This window comes from Halopseudomonas salegens (genome assembly GCF_900105655.1).
GTDB lineage: Bacteria > Pseudomonadota > Gammaproteobacteria > Pseudomonadales > Pseudomonadaceae > Halopseudomonas > Halopseudomonas salegens.
In genome coordinates, this window is sequence record NZ_LT629787.1 from 1,337,828 (window position 1) to 1,353,210 (window position 15,383).

12 protein-coding genes are annotated in these 15,383 nt (G+C 56.9%); 9 read left to right on the forward strand and 3 right to left on the reverse strand.

The genetic code is table 11. From position 1 onward, the window contains the following. Nucleotides 1-27: 27 nt before the first annotated feature. From BLU07_RS05955 to BLU07_RS05965, 3 genes are read right to left on the reverse strand one after another with little or no spacing between them, the layout of a single operon-like run. Nucleotides 28-822, reverse strand: a complete 795-nt coding sequence (locus BLU07_RS05955) for an MlaA family lipoprotein (protein ID WP_092385102.1) — start codon at nt 820-822, stop codon at nt 28-30. Continuing rightward, nucleotides 819-2,111, reverse strand: coding sequence for a hypothetical protein (locus tag BLU07_RS05960; RefSeq protein ID WP_092385104.1), 1,293 nt, complete (start codon nt 2,109-2,111; stop codon nt 819-821). Before BLU07_RS05960 ends, BLU07_RS05955 begins: the two co-directional genes overlap by 4 nt. Continuing rightward, the gene (locus tag BLU07_RS05965; protein ID WP_092385106.1) at nt 2,108-3,943 is read right to left on the reverse strand and encodes an ABC transporter ATP-binding protein; all 1,836 of its coding nucleotides are present in this window, start codon (nt 3,941-3,943) and stop codon (nt 2,108-2,110) included. Before BLU07_RS05965 ends, BLU07_RS05960 begins: the two co-directional genes overlap by 4 nt. Before the next feature lie 234 nt (nt 3,944-4,177). Here BLU07_RS05965 and BLU07_RS05970 point away from each other — a divergent pair, with 234 nt between their 5' ends. The 9 genes from BLU07_RS05970 to BLU07_RS06010 all read left to right on the forward strand — a co-directional run bounded on the left by BLU07_RS05970 (nt 4,178) and on the right by BLU07_RS06010 (nt 15,311). Continuing rightward, nucleotides 4,178-4,999: a hypothetical protein gene (locus tag BLU07_RS05970; RefSeq protein ID WP_092385108.1), complete on the forward strand. Its 822-nt coding sequence runs from the start codon at nt 4,178-4,180 to the stop codon at nt 4,997-4,999. Between the two features lie 89 nt (nt 5,000-5,088). Then, a complete protein-coding gene (locus tag BLU07_RS05975; protein WP_092385110.1) occupies nt 5,089-5,973 on the forward strand; it encodes an NAD(+) kinase in 885 nt (294 codons plus the stop codon). 2 nt (nt 5,974-5,975) lie between these two features. Beyond that, nucleotides 5,976-6,944, forward strand: coding sequence for a metallophosphoesterase (locus tag BLU07_RS05980; RefSeq protein ID WP_092385112.1), 969 nt, complete (start codon nt 5,976-5,978; stop codon nt 6,942-6,944). A gap of 14 nt (nt 6,945-6,958) precedes the next feature. Beyond that, nucleotides 6,959-7,795, forward strand: a complete 837-nt coding sequence (locus BLU07_RS05985) for a rhomboid family intramembrane serine protease (protein WP_092385114.1) — start codon at nt 6,959-6,961, stop codon at nt 7,793-7,795. Between the two features lie 61 nt (nt 7,796-7,856). Further along, nucleotides 7,857-8,123 carry a YeaC family protein gene (locus BLU07_RS05990; RefSeq protein WP_092389620.1) on the forward strand — a complete coding sequence of 89 codons (267 nt, stop codon included), beginning with the start codon at nt 7,857-7,859 and terminating at the stop codon, nt 8,121-8,123. Next, nucleotides 8,123-8,956 (forward strand): DUF2797 domain-containing protein, encoded by an 834-nt coding sequence (locus tag BLU07_RS05995; RefSeq protein ID WP_092385116.1) that lies wholly within the window; start codon nt 8,123-8,125, stop codon nt 8,954-8,956. Before BLU07_RS05990 ends, BLU07_RS05995 begins: the two co-directional genes overlap by 1 nt. Nucleotides 8,957-8,965: 9 nt before the next feature. Then, nucleotides 8,966-11,614: an aminopeptidase N gene (gene pepN, locus BLU07_RS06000; RefSeq protein ID WP_092385118.1), complete on the forward strand. Its 2,649-nt coding sequence runs from the start codon at nt 8,966-8,968 to the stop codon at nt 11,612-11,614. Nucleotides 11,615-11,813: 199 nt separating this feature from the next. Then, entirely contained in the window at nt 11,814-12,938 is a 1,125-nt protein-coding gene (locus tag BLU07_RS06005; protein ID WP_092385120.1) for a YCF48-related protein, read from the forward strand. Nucleotides 12,939-12,965: 27 nt separating this feature from the next. Further along, a complete protein-coding gene (locus BLU07_RS06010; protein ID WP_092385122.1) occupies nt 12,966-15,311 on the forward strand; it encodes an efflux RND transporter permease subunit in 2,346 nt (781 codons plus the stop codon). The last annotated feature ends 72 nt before the right edge of the window (nt 15,312-15,383 follow it).

The following is a 15,383-nucleotide window of genomic DNA, read 5'->3' on the forward strand; positions in this document are numbered from 1 at the left end:
GCGCGCAAGGAGTTGTTCAGAGGCTCCCTAGTTTCGCGTTTGCAGTTCCCGTAGCTTGATATACAGGTAACGCACCTGATCGTATTCGAAAGGGCTGTCCAGGGCGCCATAACGAAAACCGTTCTGCTTGCGCAGATCCAGGGCATAGAGCCCGTAAGGCCATGAGTGTTGGTTCATGGTGTCACGACTGCCAAGGTAATTGACCCGATCCTCAATCGACCAGTCAACGGCCAGGCCGCTGGTATCGCGCAGGGTTGATGGGCCCAGCAATGGCAATACCAGATATGGTCCTGGCGGCACGCCATAATTGGCCAGGGTCTGACCGAAATCCTCTTTCTCCTGCGGCAAGCCCATTTTCTCTGCCACGTCAAAAATACCCACTATGCCAAGTGTGCTGTTCAGCAACAATCTGGCGGTGGTCCGCATGGCTTTCTCGCCCTGACCCTGCAGCGTGCTGTTGGCCAGATGAGGAATATCGGCCAGATTGTTGAATACATTGGAGACACCCTGTCTGACGGGCCTGGGCGTGACCGTGCGATAGCCCTCCAGCGCAGGCAAATAGATGTACTCGTCGAAACGGGCATTGAACCGGTAGGTGCGGCGGTTGATGATTTCAAACGGGTCGTAAACATCCAGTGCGAGCAAGCTGGAACGTTCGAATTCCCAGTCGTTGGTGTTGTATTCGATATCCAGTTCCTGCAGAGGGTCGCGGAACGCGGGCGTGGTTGGCTCGGTGGGTTGTTGCTCGGCGACCAGACTGGCTGGCAGCAAGCCAAGGAGCAGCACAGCAATGCAGCAGAACCCGTTTGCTGTTCGTCTCATGGCGCTGTCTCCTGCAAGAAATCCACCACCCAGTCCACCACTTCGGCATGGTCAAGAATACCGCCATGACCGCCGCGTGGGTAAAACTGCCCGCGGTTGCCAAAGGTGTCGCGCAGAAAGTCGTAGTCTTCGCCACTGAGTATGAAGTCATCGGCACTGGTCATGACCCCGAAGCGGGGGTCTTCAAGCTCTGCGCTCAGTGAGCGCAGGTCGCTGAGGGCCGTCATTTGCTCAAAGCTGCTATCCGGGTGTCGCTGTTGCCACCAGGGCCACAGCAGATTATCGATGTAACAGCCGAAATCGCATTGCAATGCCCGACGCAAGTAGGGTGTCAACGACGTGCTGGCATTCAGTCCATCCATGGACGGGGCAAACATACCCTGACCGGCAATCAGGTCACTCATGTAGGTTATGTCGGCGGCGGAAAAGCGAAAAACAGCACCAACCAGCAATGCCAGCTCGGCGTCGGTCAGTGCATTTTTGCTGGCCTGGAACTCGTAGAACAGGCCGGTACCGATATCGGTACCACCGCCGTCGGCATAATAGGCGACCAGTTTCTCGAATACATGCTCAAAAAAGCTGTCATCACCATCAAGGTTGTCGAGGCGAACCCGAGCCATGCCATCGAGACGGCGAATGGAGGTCAACAGGTCAACGGGAGGATGTAAAAGCAGTACCCGCTGAAAATCAAACAACTGACCATGTTGCTGATCCCACTGCTGAACATAGGCGGCATTCATTGCCCCCAGACTGAAGCCGGCCAGGCGGAAATCGGTGATGGTCAGGCCGGTGCTTTGTTCGGCCTGCTCGACAGCCAGGCGCATGACCCGGTGCAGATCCTTGGCATCCTCCGGCCCCAAACCTGGCCGGCCATGCTCCGAGGCGGCGGCAATAAAGTCATAGTTGGTTGGTGATGACAGCAGAATTACGTGCATGCCGGCATGCCAGAGCGCCGTTTTCAGGGTTTCCAGACGAGGCGTATCGAAGCGTGAGCCGGTACCGGCAATCAGGAATACCAGGGGCGCGGCTTCATCCTGCCAGGCCAGGCGAACACTAAGGCTGTTCAGCTCGCGCATGAAGTAGGGCAGTTCACGCTCGGGCAAGGGACGCACATGCAAGTCGCGCTGGCGCACCTCGGGCAGCGCGGAAAAATCCGGCCTTTGCGCTTCCGGCGTTCCGGCAATACTGGCAATCAGCGCATTGCTCTCGGCAAAGCTGAAGTCTTCCGCCAGTGATGGGCCGGAACCGACCAGCAAGATCAGCAGCACCAGGCTGCGCACGTGCGTCACTGGATTTCCTCGGCGAGAAAGCCCCCGGACTGGCGTGCCCACAGGCGGGCATACAGGCCGTTGTGGGCGAGCAATTCGGCATGCGTGCCCTGTTCGATGATGCGCCCCTCGTCGAGTACGATCAGGCGGTCCATGGCGGCAATAGTCGACAGGCGGTGTGCTATGGCAATCACTGTTTTGCCCTCCATGAGCTGGTCAAGCGTGCCTTGAATGGCCGCTTCAACATCCGAGTCCAGAGCCGAGGTGGCTTCGTCGAGGATCAGTATGGGTGCATCCTTCAGCATTACCCGGGCAATTGCAATACGCTGGCGTTGACCGCCGGACAGCTTGACGCCACGTTCACCCACATGTGCCTCATAGCCTTCACGGTTGGCGGCATCGCGCAAATCGGGAATGAACTGATCAGCCTGGGCACGCCGGGCGGCTAGTTCGATCTGGGTCTGACTGGCCTCCGGGCGGCCGTAGGCAATGTTCTCGCGTACGGAGCGATGCAGGAGCGCGGTATCCTGGGTCACCATGCCGATATTTGCGCGCAAGGACTCCTGGGTAACCTGACTGATGTCCTGACCATCAATCAGGATGCGGCCACCTTCGAGATCATAGAAGCGCAGCAAGAGGTTGACCAGCGTTGATTTACCCGCGCCAGAGCGGCCGACCAGACCGATTTTTTCTCCGGGACGGATGTCCAGATCAAACTTTTCCAGTACCCCACTGCCTTTGCCGTAATGAAAATCAACCTGTTCGAAACGAATGGCACCCTGGCCAACCTTGAGCGGGCAGGCATTTTCTGCATCATCGACCAGATGCGGTTGCGAGATGGTATTGATGCCATCCTGAACGGTACCGATGTTTTCGAACAGGGCCGACAGCTCCCACATGATCCATTGCGACATACCCCACAGGCGCAAGACCAGGCCGACGGCTACGGCGACGGCACCCACGCTGACGGCCTCCTGCAACCACAACCAGATGGCCAGCCCGGTTACCGCTGCCAACAGCAAGGCGTTGAGGACGTAGAGCAGGGTGTACACCAGGGTAACCAGACGCATCTGTCGGTAAACGGTGTGCATGAAATCCTGCATGCCTTCACGGGCATAGCTCGACTCGCGCTGGGCATGGGAGAAGAGCTTGACGGTCTGGATATTGGTATAGCTATCGACGATGCGCCCGGTCATCAGCGAGCGAGCGTCTGCCTGGCGCTCGGCCACCTTGCCCAGCAAGGGCACAAAGTGCCGCATCAGCACAACATAACCAAACAACCAGACAAGCAGGGGCAGCATCAGACGCCAGTCGGCCAGCCCGACCACCAGCAAAGTGCCGATAAAATAGACACCGACGTAGTTTAGCACGTCGATCAGCTTGATCACGCACTCGCGCACCGCCAGCGCGGTTTGCATCAGTTTGGTGGCGATGCGACCGGCAAATTCGTCCTGGTAAAACCCCATCGACTGGCGCAACAGATAGCGGTGCACCAGCCAGCGGATACGCATCGGATAATTGCCCATCAGCGTCTGGTGGCTGAACAGAGCATTGAAGAGGATGAGCAAGGGCAACAGGCCAAGCACCACAAACCCCATCAGCCACAACATCCCGCCTTCATTCTGCAAGAAGGTTTCCCGGTTCTGCTCACTCAGCCAATCGACAATATTGCCGAGAAAACTGAATAGCCAGACTTCGATCAGTGCGATTGCAGCCATCAGCAAGGCGGCCATGATCAGTGCCGGCCAGGCTCCACGGGTGTAGTGCAGGCAAAAGGCTAACAGGGTGCGCGGTGGCTCGCCGGGTTCTCCAGCAGGGAAGGGGTCAAGGCGACGTTCAAACCAGCGGAACATGCAGGGTCACCGGGTGTCTTAGAAGGAATGGCATTATCCAGCCCCGACTGTGCAGGACTCAAGGGGTAAAGTGCGTCAGTGTGTTTTTTACCCAAAGTGCCAACTGGTTCACGGTACTTTGGCCAAATATGTCTTACACTCTCAAGTGGCGTGTATGCGTGATACGCGTCATGGTTGTTACGGCATTATTACCAGGTATGGAAAGCTCCGAGCAGGAGTGTCAGAGGAAATAGCATGAGTCAGCCAGGCCGGCCACTCACCGAAGCGGTCATGTTTTTCTCCCAATGGGGCATTTGCAAGCAGATGCTGTTTCCGGAATTCGAGGCCTTGCTGGATGGTATGGTCAGTACACCGGAATTTGCTGATGAAACCATGGACGCCGTTTTTTTGCAGATCAGCTCACGGCTGCATGTTCGCGGTGCGGTGTTTTTCACCATTGATTTTGATCAGGAAGGCATGATCAGCTCGCTGTGGAATCTGCCACTGCGCCTGATGGCTGACAAGGCCGGGCGCGGCCCCGACATGGGTGGCGGGCCGATTCGACTGGCCTGCGCCGGCTTTACCCGTCACCCGCAATACAAAGCCCACCTGTGGAAGCCCGGTCAACGTGGCGGGCGTTCTGATTTGCTGCACATCAAGGATGCAGTCACCCGTAACTCTCTGGGGATTCTTGGTGAGGATGACAATGCCGTGGCCATGTTGGCGGCCGGGCAACTGCATATGGCTGCAGAAGATGCCTGGTTTGGTGATCAGGAAGAGCGTGCGACCGAGTCCAGTTCGGAAGAATTGCTTGCCACGGAACGTGATCGTCACAGCCGTGAAGCAGACGAATTGCGCCAGAAAATCAATGCGTTGCAAACAGAACTTCAGATAGTGCAGCAGGCGCGCGAGAATGATATTGAAATGCTGCGGCAGTCCCATCGAGAGCATCTCGATGTGTTGCAGGGCGAAATGCTGGATATCAAGCAGTCCCTCGAAGAGCAGCAGCAACACAACCTGAACCTCAAGCGCGAGCTATCAAAATTGCAACAAAAACACCCGGTAGACCCTGGTTGATTTGCCTCCTTGCCTGTGCTGCGGAATAATCAGCTGTTTACAGCTGAGCCGTGCCATGTCGGTCAGCCAAAGCAGTCTAGCGAGGTGATATGGAGCAGTTTCGCAATATCGGCCTGATTGGTCGTCTCGGCAGCGGCAAGGTGGTGGATACCCTCAAGCGGCTGAAACGCTTTCTGCTCGACAGCGGGCACACCGTGATCCTTGAAGATGCGGTGGCCGAGCTGATGCCTGGCCACAACCTGCAGGTCTGCTCCCGCAAGATGATGGGCGAAATCTGTGATCTGGTGATTGTGGTTGGCGGTGACGGCAGCCTGCTCGGGGCAGCGCGGGCGCTGTGTCGTTACAATGTGCCGGTCTTGGGCGTCAACCGCGGTGGGCTCGGCTTTCTGACCGATATTTCACCGGATGAGCTGGAAGCCCGCGTTGGCCGGGTACTGGCTGGCGAATACATGATGGAAACCCGTTTTCTGCTGGATGCCATTGTGCGCCGTGACGAGGAGCAGTTGGGCAGCAGTGAAGCCCTGAATGATGTGGTACTGCATCCAGGCAAATCGGCACGGATGATCGAGTTCGAGCTGCATATCGATGGTCAGTTCGTATACAGCCAGAAATCCGATGGCCTGATTGTCGCCACTCCCACCGGCTCAACCGCTTATTCCCTGTCTGCCGGTGGGCCAATCATGCACCCCAAGCTGGAAGCCGTGGTACTGGTGCCGATGTTTCCGCATACCCTGTCCAGCCGGCCAATCGTGGTCGATAGCAACAGCGAGCTGAAAATCATCGTTTCCAAGCAAAGCGGCATCTACCCGCAGGTCAGTTGTGATGGTCAGGTGCACATCACCTGTGCACCCGGCGACAGCCTGACTATCCGCAAGAAGCCACACAAGCTGCGACTGCTGCATCCTCTGGATCACAATTTTTACGGTATCTGTCGGGAAAAACTGGGCTGGTCCAGTCGTTTGACGGAGGGCTGAACATGTCCTCTACGACAGCCGTCCAGGGTTACGACATCATTGGCGATGTACATGGTTGCGGGCAGACGCTGCAACGCTTGCTGGCACAAATGGGCTATCGTTGCCTGTCTGGAGTCTGGCAGCACCCCCAACGCAAGGCCTTGTTTCTGGGAGATATTATTGATCGCGGACCGCGTATTCGCGAGTCACTGCATCTGGTGCGCGATATGGTTGAAGCGGGGCATGCCCAGTGCATTATGGGCAACCATGAGTTCAATGCTCTGGCCTGGTCTACCCAGGCGCCACCAGGCAGTGGCCAGCAATTTGTCCGTGAGCACAATGAGCGCAATTACCGGCAGATTGGTGAAACGCTGCAACAGTTTGCCGCCTGGCCGGATGAATGGACCGAATTTCTCGACTGGTTCTACCAGCTGCCGCTGTTGCTTGATCTGGGCGATTTCCGGCTGGTCCATGCCTGTTGGGATCAGGGCTTGATAACCCCGTTCATCAACCAGTATCCGGATGCCTGTATCGATCGTGATTTTGTGCGCAATGCCGTCGAGGCCGACAGTTTTGCCGCTCAGGTGCTTGATCGCCTGTTGCGTGGTACCGACATGCGCCTGCCGCACGGCATGACCATGACCGGGAAAGATGGGTTTACCCGCGCTTTTTTCCGCACCAAATTCTGGGAGGAAGATCCGCAAACCTATGGTGATATCGTTTTTCAACCGGACGGGTTGCCGGAAGATATTGCGGCTAGACCCTTGAGCGCCACTCAAAAAGCCGAGCTTCTGGTCTACGGGGCTGACCAGCCGATTCTGTTCGTTGGACATTATTGGCAACAAGGCAAGCCGCACCCGATACGCCCCAATCTTGCCTGTCTGGATTACAGTGCAGTCAAATATGGCAAACTGGTCGCTTATCGCTGGCAGGGCGAGCAGCACCTGGAACGTGACCACTTTGTCTGGGTCGATGTGCCGCGACTGGCCTGATTCAAGGAGCCCGCATGATTCCTGCGCTAAAACGTCCGATTGAAGAAGATCTAAGCCAGTTGGCGCGTTTTCTGCGCAGCCGGGGGGTGGTGCACCGGATTGCCGAGGAGGGCACCCAACAGGTAGTCTGGGCTGTCGACGAGGCGGATGCCCAGATTATTCGCGCGCTCTACCAGGACGGCGTCCCCGAGGTGGCTGAGCAGGCTCCGGCTGCAAGGCGCGGTGCGACTGCATGGCAGCGAACGCTGCAACACATACCGATGACCCTGGGTGTGCTGGCTATCACCGCGCTGGTAGCGGTTCTCAGTCGCCTGGGAAGTGATGCCAGTGTGCTGATTCCGCTTACCTTTACGCCGGTGACGCCGGAGGGGTATCTCGCCGCCTACCCGGATATGACCCAGTGGTGGCGACTGATTACGCCGATCTTCATTCACTTCGGCATGTTGCATCTGGCCTTCAATGCGCTCTGGTACTGGGAGCTTGGTCGACGCATCGAGATTCGCTCCGGCAGCCTGTTCCTGCTCGGCGTGACCCTGCTGTTTGCGCTGGTATCCAATACCAGCCAGTGGCTGTTTGGCGCGCCGGGTCTGTTTGGCGGCCTGTCCGGCGTGCTCTACGGCTTGCTCGGGTATTGCTGGTTGTACCAGTGGCTGTGCCCGAACGTGCATTTTGATTTGCCCAAGGGCGTAGTGGTGCTGATGCTGGTGTGGTTGGTGCTCTGCCTCAGTGGCCTGGTTAGCATGCTCGGTTTTGGCGCCATCGCCAATGCGGCGCATGTGGGTGGCCTGGTTATCGGCGGACTGGCGGGCCTGGTTGCCGGCGGCCTGCAACGCCAGCGGCAATCGGGCTGACTTTCTTATCCTGTTGGTCGGTTTGCCGACCAATCGTTATCGCTTTTATCGGAGTATTGCCATGACGAGCTTTATCGACATGCTGCGCAACATTACCCCCGAGATTTATGCCAGCCTCAAGCAGGCGGTCGAGATCGGGAAATGGCCGGATGGCCGCAAGCTGACTGGTGAGCAAAAGGAATTGTGTTTGCAGGCAATGATTGCCTGGGAAACGGATAACCTGCCGGAAGAAGAGCGCACCGGCTATATGGGGCCGCAGGGCTGCAAATCGAAGGAAAAAGAGGTGCCCAATATTCTGTTTTCAACCGGTTCGGAAACCCTGCACTGATGGCCTTGTTGCAAGCCAGCGGCGCAGTTCGCAAGATGGTGGGGAGCCTGGCAGAGCCTGTGGCCTATCAGCTGCCGATTGGCGATGAACGGGTGCCAATGAACGAGTGGCTGGGCAAAACGGTCAGCCTCAGAGCGCTGGGCGACATTCATTGCGTGCACTGCGGCCGACGCACCAAAAAAAGTTTCAATCAGGGCTACTGCTACCCATGCTTCAAAAAGCTCGCCCAATGCGATACCTGCATCATGAGCCCGGAAAAGTGTCACTATGCCGAAGGTACCTGCCGTGAACCCGCCTGGGGCGAGCAGTTCTGCATGACCGAGCATATTGTGTATCTGGCCAACTCCTCCGGACTCAAGGTCGGCATTACCCGGGCCAGCCAGGTTCCCACGCGCTGGATCGATCAGGGCGCCAGCCAGGCCTTGCCGATTCTGCGTGTGGCAACGCGTCAGCAATCCGGCCTGGTCGAAGACCTGATACGTCAGCAGGTAGCTGACAAGACCAATTGGCGCACCCTGCTCAAGGGGGAACCACCGCAACTGGACATGCTGGCTGAGCGTGATCGCTTGCTGGGTCCGGCCGCAGAGGGTATTGCCGAGCTGCAACAGCGGTTCGGTTTGCAGGCAATCCAGCCGCTGCCGGATGCTGAAACACTGAATATCAATTACCCGGTGCTGGAATATGCCACCAAGCCGCAGTCGGCCAATCTGGACAAGGAACCGCTGCTGGAAGGCACCTTGCTCGGCATCAAGGGCCAGTATCTGTTGCTGGATACCGCTGTTATCAATATTCGCAAGTACACGGCCTACAGCCTGTCGGTCAGTGTCAGTTAAGGAATCATTATGCGCACCGAACAACCGAAGACCATCTACCTCAAGGATTACCGGCAGCCGGACTACTGGATCGCCGAGACGCACCTGACCTTCGAGCTGTTCGAGGATCATGCCCTGGTGCATAGCCGTTTGGCCGTTCAGCGTAACGCCGAGCAGGGCAAGAAGCTTCCACCGCTGGTGTTGGATGGCCAGCAGTTGCAGTTGATCAGCCTGGCACTGGACGATGTCGAACTGAGCGAGGACAGTTATCAGCTGGATGCCGACCACCTGACACTGCATCCCGGAAGCGCCGAGTTCGAGCTGGCTATCACAACCCGCATCGAGCCGCAGAACAATACTGCGCTGGAGGGTCTGTACAAGTCCGGCGGCATGTTCTGTACCCAATGCGAAGCCGAAGGGTTCCGCAAGATTACCTACTATCTGGATCGTCCGGATGTAATGAGTCGCTTCACCACCACGGTCATTGCCGATCGGGGTGATTATCCTGTTTTGCTGTCCAACGGCAACCCGGTTGCCTCCGGCGAACATGAGGCTGGGCGGCATTGGGCGACCTGGGAAGACCCCTTCCCGAAGCCGGCCTACCTGTTTGCACTGGTGGCGGGTGACCTGGTGCTGATCCAGGACAGCTTTACCACCATGAGTGGGCGCGACATCGATCTGCGCATCTATGTCGAACCGGAAAACCGCGAGCAGTGCGGCCATGCCATGGACAGCCTGAAACGCTCAATGCGCTGGGACGAGGAGGTGTATGGTCGCGAATACGATCTGGATATCTTCATGATCGTGGCGGTCAATGACTTCAATATGGGCGCAATGGAAAACAAGGGGCTGAATATCTTCAACTCCAGTTGTGTGCTGGCGCACCCGGATACGGCAACCGACCTGGCCTTCCAGCGTGTCGAGTCAGTGGTGGCGCATGAGTATTTCCACAACTGGTCGGGTAACCGGGTCACTTGCCGAGACTGGTTTCAATTGTCATTGAAAGAAGGGTTTACCGTATTCCGCGATTCACAGTTCAGCGGCGACATGAACTCGGCCACGGTCAAGCGTATCGAGGATGTCACCTTCCTGCGCGCCAACCAGTTTGCCGAGGATGCCGGCCCGATGGCACATCCGGTGCGTCCGGACTCGTTTATCGAGATTGCCAACTTTTACACCCTGACGGTGTATGAAAAGGGATCGGAAGTGGTCGGCATGCTGCATACGCTCTGTGGCGCCGACGGTTTCCGCAAGGGGACCGACCTGTATTTCGAGCGTCACGATGGTCAGGCTGTAACCTGCGATGATTTCGTCAAGGCGCTGGAGGATGCCAATGGGCTGGATTTGACCCGGTTCAAGCGCTGGTACAGTCAGGCTGGTACACCGCGCCTGGAAATGAATGGTCACTGGGATGCCAATGCTGGCGAATTTCGTTTGCTCTGTCGGCAGAGCTGCCCTCCGACACCGGGGCAGACAGACAAGCAGCCGCTGGTCATTCCTTTGCGCATGGCATTGCTGGATAGTCAGGGCGCGGAAATGTCCCTTCAGCTGGCTGATGAAACCGGGTCACGCGGGACCGAGACGGTACTGGCCATTACCGAAGCCGAACAGCTGTTCGTGTTTACCGGGCTGCGTGAAGAGCCGCTTCCCTCATTGCTGCGCGGCTTTTCTGCGCCGGTAAAAATGACCTATCCCTATAGCCGCGATGACCGGGTATTTCTGGCCAAGCATGACCCCGACGGATTCAATCGCTGGGAAGCAGCGCAAGCTCTGGCGGTCGAGGTGATGCAGGGGCTGGTAACCATGGCCCAGGCCGGTCGGCCATTGATGCTGGATCAGCGCATGGTGGATGTCTATCGCAGCGTGCTGAACAATCCGGAGCTGGACCCGGCCATGGTCGCTGAAATCATCCGCTTGCCCTCTGAAGCTTACATGGTCGAGCTGGCTGAGCAGGCGGATATCGATGCTATTCACAAGGTGCGTGAAACCCTGCGCGCTGAACTGGCGCAGGCTCTGCATGATGACATGCTGGCCGTTTGGCAACGCCTGTCAGTGCCCCAGCCGTATACTCCGGATGCCGCCTCAGTGGCGCGCCGCAGCCTGAAAAACACGCTGCTCGGCTATCTGATGCTCAGTGAGTCAGAGGAAATTGTGGCTGCATGCGTGCGACAGTTTATCGAGGCCAACAACATGACGGATCGGCAGGCGGCCCTGGTGGCGCTGGTCAATTCGCCCTTTGAGGAGCAGAAGCAGGCGGCATTGGCAGAGTTTGCCAGGCAGTGGCAGGACTATCCGCTGGTCATGGATCAGTGGTTCAGCGTGCAGGCGGCCTCTGGTCAGCCTGGCGGTCTGGAGCGGGTACAGGCGCTGATGCAGCACCCGGCCTTCAATCTGCGCAACCCGAACAAGGTGCGTGCGGTGGTCGGAGCCTTTGCCAACCAGAATCTGGTCAATTTCCATCGCCTGGACGGCGCAGGCTATGGTTTCCTGGCCGATCAGATCATCACCCTGAACAGCCTGAATCCGCAGATTGCTGCGCGACTGATGACGCCGCTGACGCGCTGGCGCAAATATGATCCGGCACGTCAGGCCCTGATGCAGGAACAGCTACAGCGCATCATGGCCACCGACGATTTGTCCGCTGACGTCTACGAAGTGGTCAGCAAATCGCTGGCCTGAAGCGGCCGCTGCTTGCACCAATCAATCTGCTGATTGGTGCAAGATAAGGCGATGACGTTGGCAGGTGGTGCAAAACCCCGTTACTATTAGCAAGCCTCTGCTTGACTGAGACTATTTTGTCTTTGCCCTTGCGGTCATTGAGGTATTAGCGTCCTGCCCGGCAGGGCAGGTATTCATAAGAATAAAGGGGGAATGGTGTATGCGTGAGCCGATCGAGCGGCACGCTCCATCCTTTAGCCAGGCAACAAGCTTGTCCGGCAAGGGTCGCAAATTATCTCTGACACGTCAGGTTCTGACTGCCTTGGGCCTGACCACTGCTCTGGCATGTATGCCGCTTGCTTTCGCCCAGACCGTTGAAGCGCCGAGTGTCGAGCCCGCCATGGAAACTGACATGGCGCATCAAACCTTGCTGCTGGATGTTGCCGAGGTAGGTGATCGCCTGGTGGCAGTGGGTGCACGAGGCCATATCATTTATTCTGACGATCTGGGGCAAACCTGGACGCAGGCATCGTCACCGGTACGTCAGGTGCTGACAGCGGTTCATTTTGTTGATGAAACCCACGGTTGGGCCGTAGGGCATGATTCACTGATTCTGCACAGTAGCGATCGTGGTGAAAGCTGGGAAATGCAGTACCGGGACCCGGCGCTGGACCAGCCCGTTGACGAGTTCGGTCTGCTGGAAAAACCACTGATGGATGTCTGGTTCCGTGATACGCAAACGGGCTTCGCCATGGGTGGTTACGGTTTGTTCATGCGAACCGATGATGGTGGCGAGACCTGGGAAGATCGGACTGACGATATCGACAACGAATTCGGCTTCCATTACAGCGCGATTTCCGAGATCAAAGGCGGCGGTCTGTTCATGGTGGCGGAAATGGGTACCATGTTCCGTTCCTTTGACTATGGCGACACCTGGGAAACCTTGCCGGAAGACGAACAGCCCTATCAGGGTTCACTGTTTGGCGTAACCGGTACTGACAAATTCGGTGAAGTGCTGACCTGGGGCCTGCGTGGCAACATGTTCCGTTCCACTGATTTTGGCGACACCTGGGAACAGGTTGAGCTGATGACGGCCAACAATGGTCCGCTGGAAGCTACCTTGCTGGGTGGCCACAAGACCGATGACGGGCGACTGGTGGTTACCGGCCTGGGCGGCACCGTGGTAACCAGTCTGGATGGAGGCGACAGCTTTCAGATCATGACGCGCCCGGATCGTGCCAATCTGGCTACCGGCCGTCCCTTGCCCGATGGCTCTTTCCTGCTGCTGGGTCAGCGTGGAAGTGTTCGCATGGACTCAGTCGTCATGCCCGACGTCCTCCAATAATAATGACTACGCGCCAGGAGATACTGGATGTCTAAGCATCATCAGGAAACCGCCCCCTTTATCGAGCGGGTGATTTTCAACAACCGTTTGATCGTGTTGTTGGCGTTTGTCTTGCTGACTCTGTTCTTTGGCTATCAAGCCACCCAGGTCAAGCCGGATGCCAGCTTCGAAAAAATGATTCCGGTTAACCATCCCTATGTCGTCAACATGCTTGAGCATCAGGATGATATGCCCAATCTGGGCAACCGGGTACGTATTGCCGTAGCGATTGAAGACGGTGATATCTTCTCAACCGAGTACATGGAAACCCTCAAACGCATCAATGATGAGGTGTTCTTCCTGCCCGGCGTTGACCGTTCGGGCATGCGCTCGTTGTGGACGCCGAATGTGCGTTGGACGGCAGTTACCGAGTTCGGTTTTGATGGCGGGCCGGTAGCCAACTTCCCTTCGTACCATGACGAGCACCAGCTGGAAGAGCTGCGTGAGAACGTCCTGCGTTCCGGTGAGATCGGCCGTCTGGTTGCCAACAACTTCAAGTCGACAATCATTGAAGTGCCGCTGCAAGAGAGCTACCCCAATCCGGATAACCCGAGTGATCTGGTTCGTCTGGACTACGGCGAGTTCTCCCGTCTGCTGGAAGAAAAAATCCGCAGTTTTCAGGACGAGAACGACAATATCAGCATTCACATTACCGGTTTTGCCAAGATCGTCGGTGATCTGATCGAAGGTATTATCGGTGTGGTGATGTTCTTTGGCGTCGCGCTGCTGATCACCTTCTTCCTGCTGCTGATGTTTACCCGCTGTCTGAAGAGCTCGTTCATCACTCTGGTCTGTTCGGTGATTGCGGTGATCTGGCAGTTGGGCCTGCTGCGCACCATGGGCTTTGGTCTCGATCCCTATTCGATTCTGGTGCCTTTCCTGGTCTTTGCCATTGGTATTTCGCATGGCGTTCAGATCATCAACGCCATGGCGCTCGAATCGGTCAATACGGACGCCTCACTGACGGCGGCCCGTCGTGCCTTCCGCTCTTTGTATATTCCGGGTATCGTCGCGTTGATCTCGGATGGCGTGGGCTTCATGACCCTGCTGCTGATCGAAATTGCAGTCATTCGAGAGCTGGGTATCGCGGCATCGGTAGGTGTGGCAGTCATCATTCTGACCAACCTGATTCTGCTGCCGATCCTGATGTCCTACATCGGTATCAGCAAAAAGGCTATCGCGCGCAAGCGTGAGCTGTCCGAGCGTCCGCAGAAGATGTGGCTGACCATCGCCAAGTTCTCGCATCCGAGTGTGGCACCGATTTCGGTGGTACTGGCGATCATTGCCTTTGGTTTTGGTATCTACCATGGCCAGAAGGTGCAGATTGGTGACCTGGATCCGGGTGCGCCTGAACTGCGACCTGACTCACGCTACAACCTGGATAATGACTTCATTATCAGCAACTACTCGACCAGTTCCGATGTGTTGGTAGTCATGGTGAAAACCCCGAATGAAGGGTGTTCGATGTTTGAAACCATGGATGCCATTGATCAGTTGGAATGGCGGATGTTGAACCTGGATGGCGTTCAGTCTGCGGTTTCTCTGGTCACCGTGGCGAAGCAGGTGATCATGGGCAACAACGAGGGCAACCTCAAGTGGCTCGGGCTGTCGCGCAACCAGGACAACCTGAACACGGCTATCAGCCGCGCCGAAGGCATGTTCAACCAGGACTGCTCGCTGGCTCCGGTAATGATCTTCCTCAACGACCACAAGGCTGACACCCTGATTCGGGCGACTGCCGAAGTGGAAGCCTTTGCCGAGGAATACAACACCGAGGATCTGCAGTTCTTGCTGGCTGCGGGCAACGCCGGTATTGAAGCTGCGACCAATGAAGTGATCCAGACCTCGCAGCTGAAAATGCTGTTGACGGTTTACGCCGTAGTTATCTTCATGTGTCTGGTTACCTTCCGCTCGGTTCGTGCGGTCATCTGCATCATTGTGCCGCTGGCGCTGACTTCCGTACTGGCCAATGCGTTGATGGCCTTCATGGACATCGGTGTCAAGGTTGCAACCTTGCCAGTGATTGCGCTGGGTGTGGGTATCGGGGTCGACTACGGGATTTATATCTACAGTCGACTGGAAACCTACCTGCGTCAGGGTCTGCCGCTGCAGGAAGCCTATTATGAAACGCTGAAAACCACAGGTAAGGCGGTAACCTTTACCGGCTTCACTCTGGCCATTGGCGTTGCTACCTGGATCTTCTCTGATATCAAGTTCCAGGCCGATATGGGTATCCTGTTGACCTTCATGTTCCTGTGGAACATGTTCGGTGCCCTCTGGCTGTTGCCAGCCCTTGCCCGCTTCCTGATTCGTCCGGACAAGCTGCGCAAGTAAGGCATTTGCGGTAAATCAGAAAAGGCCACCTTAGGGTGGCCTTTTTGCTTTCTGTGGCTCAGGCCTGATATT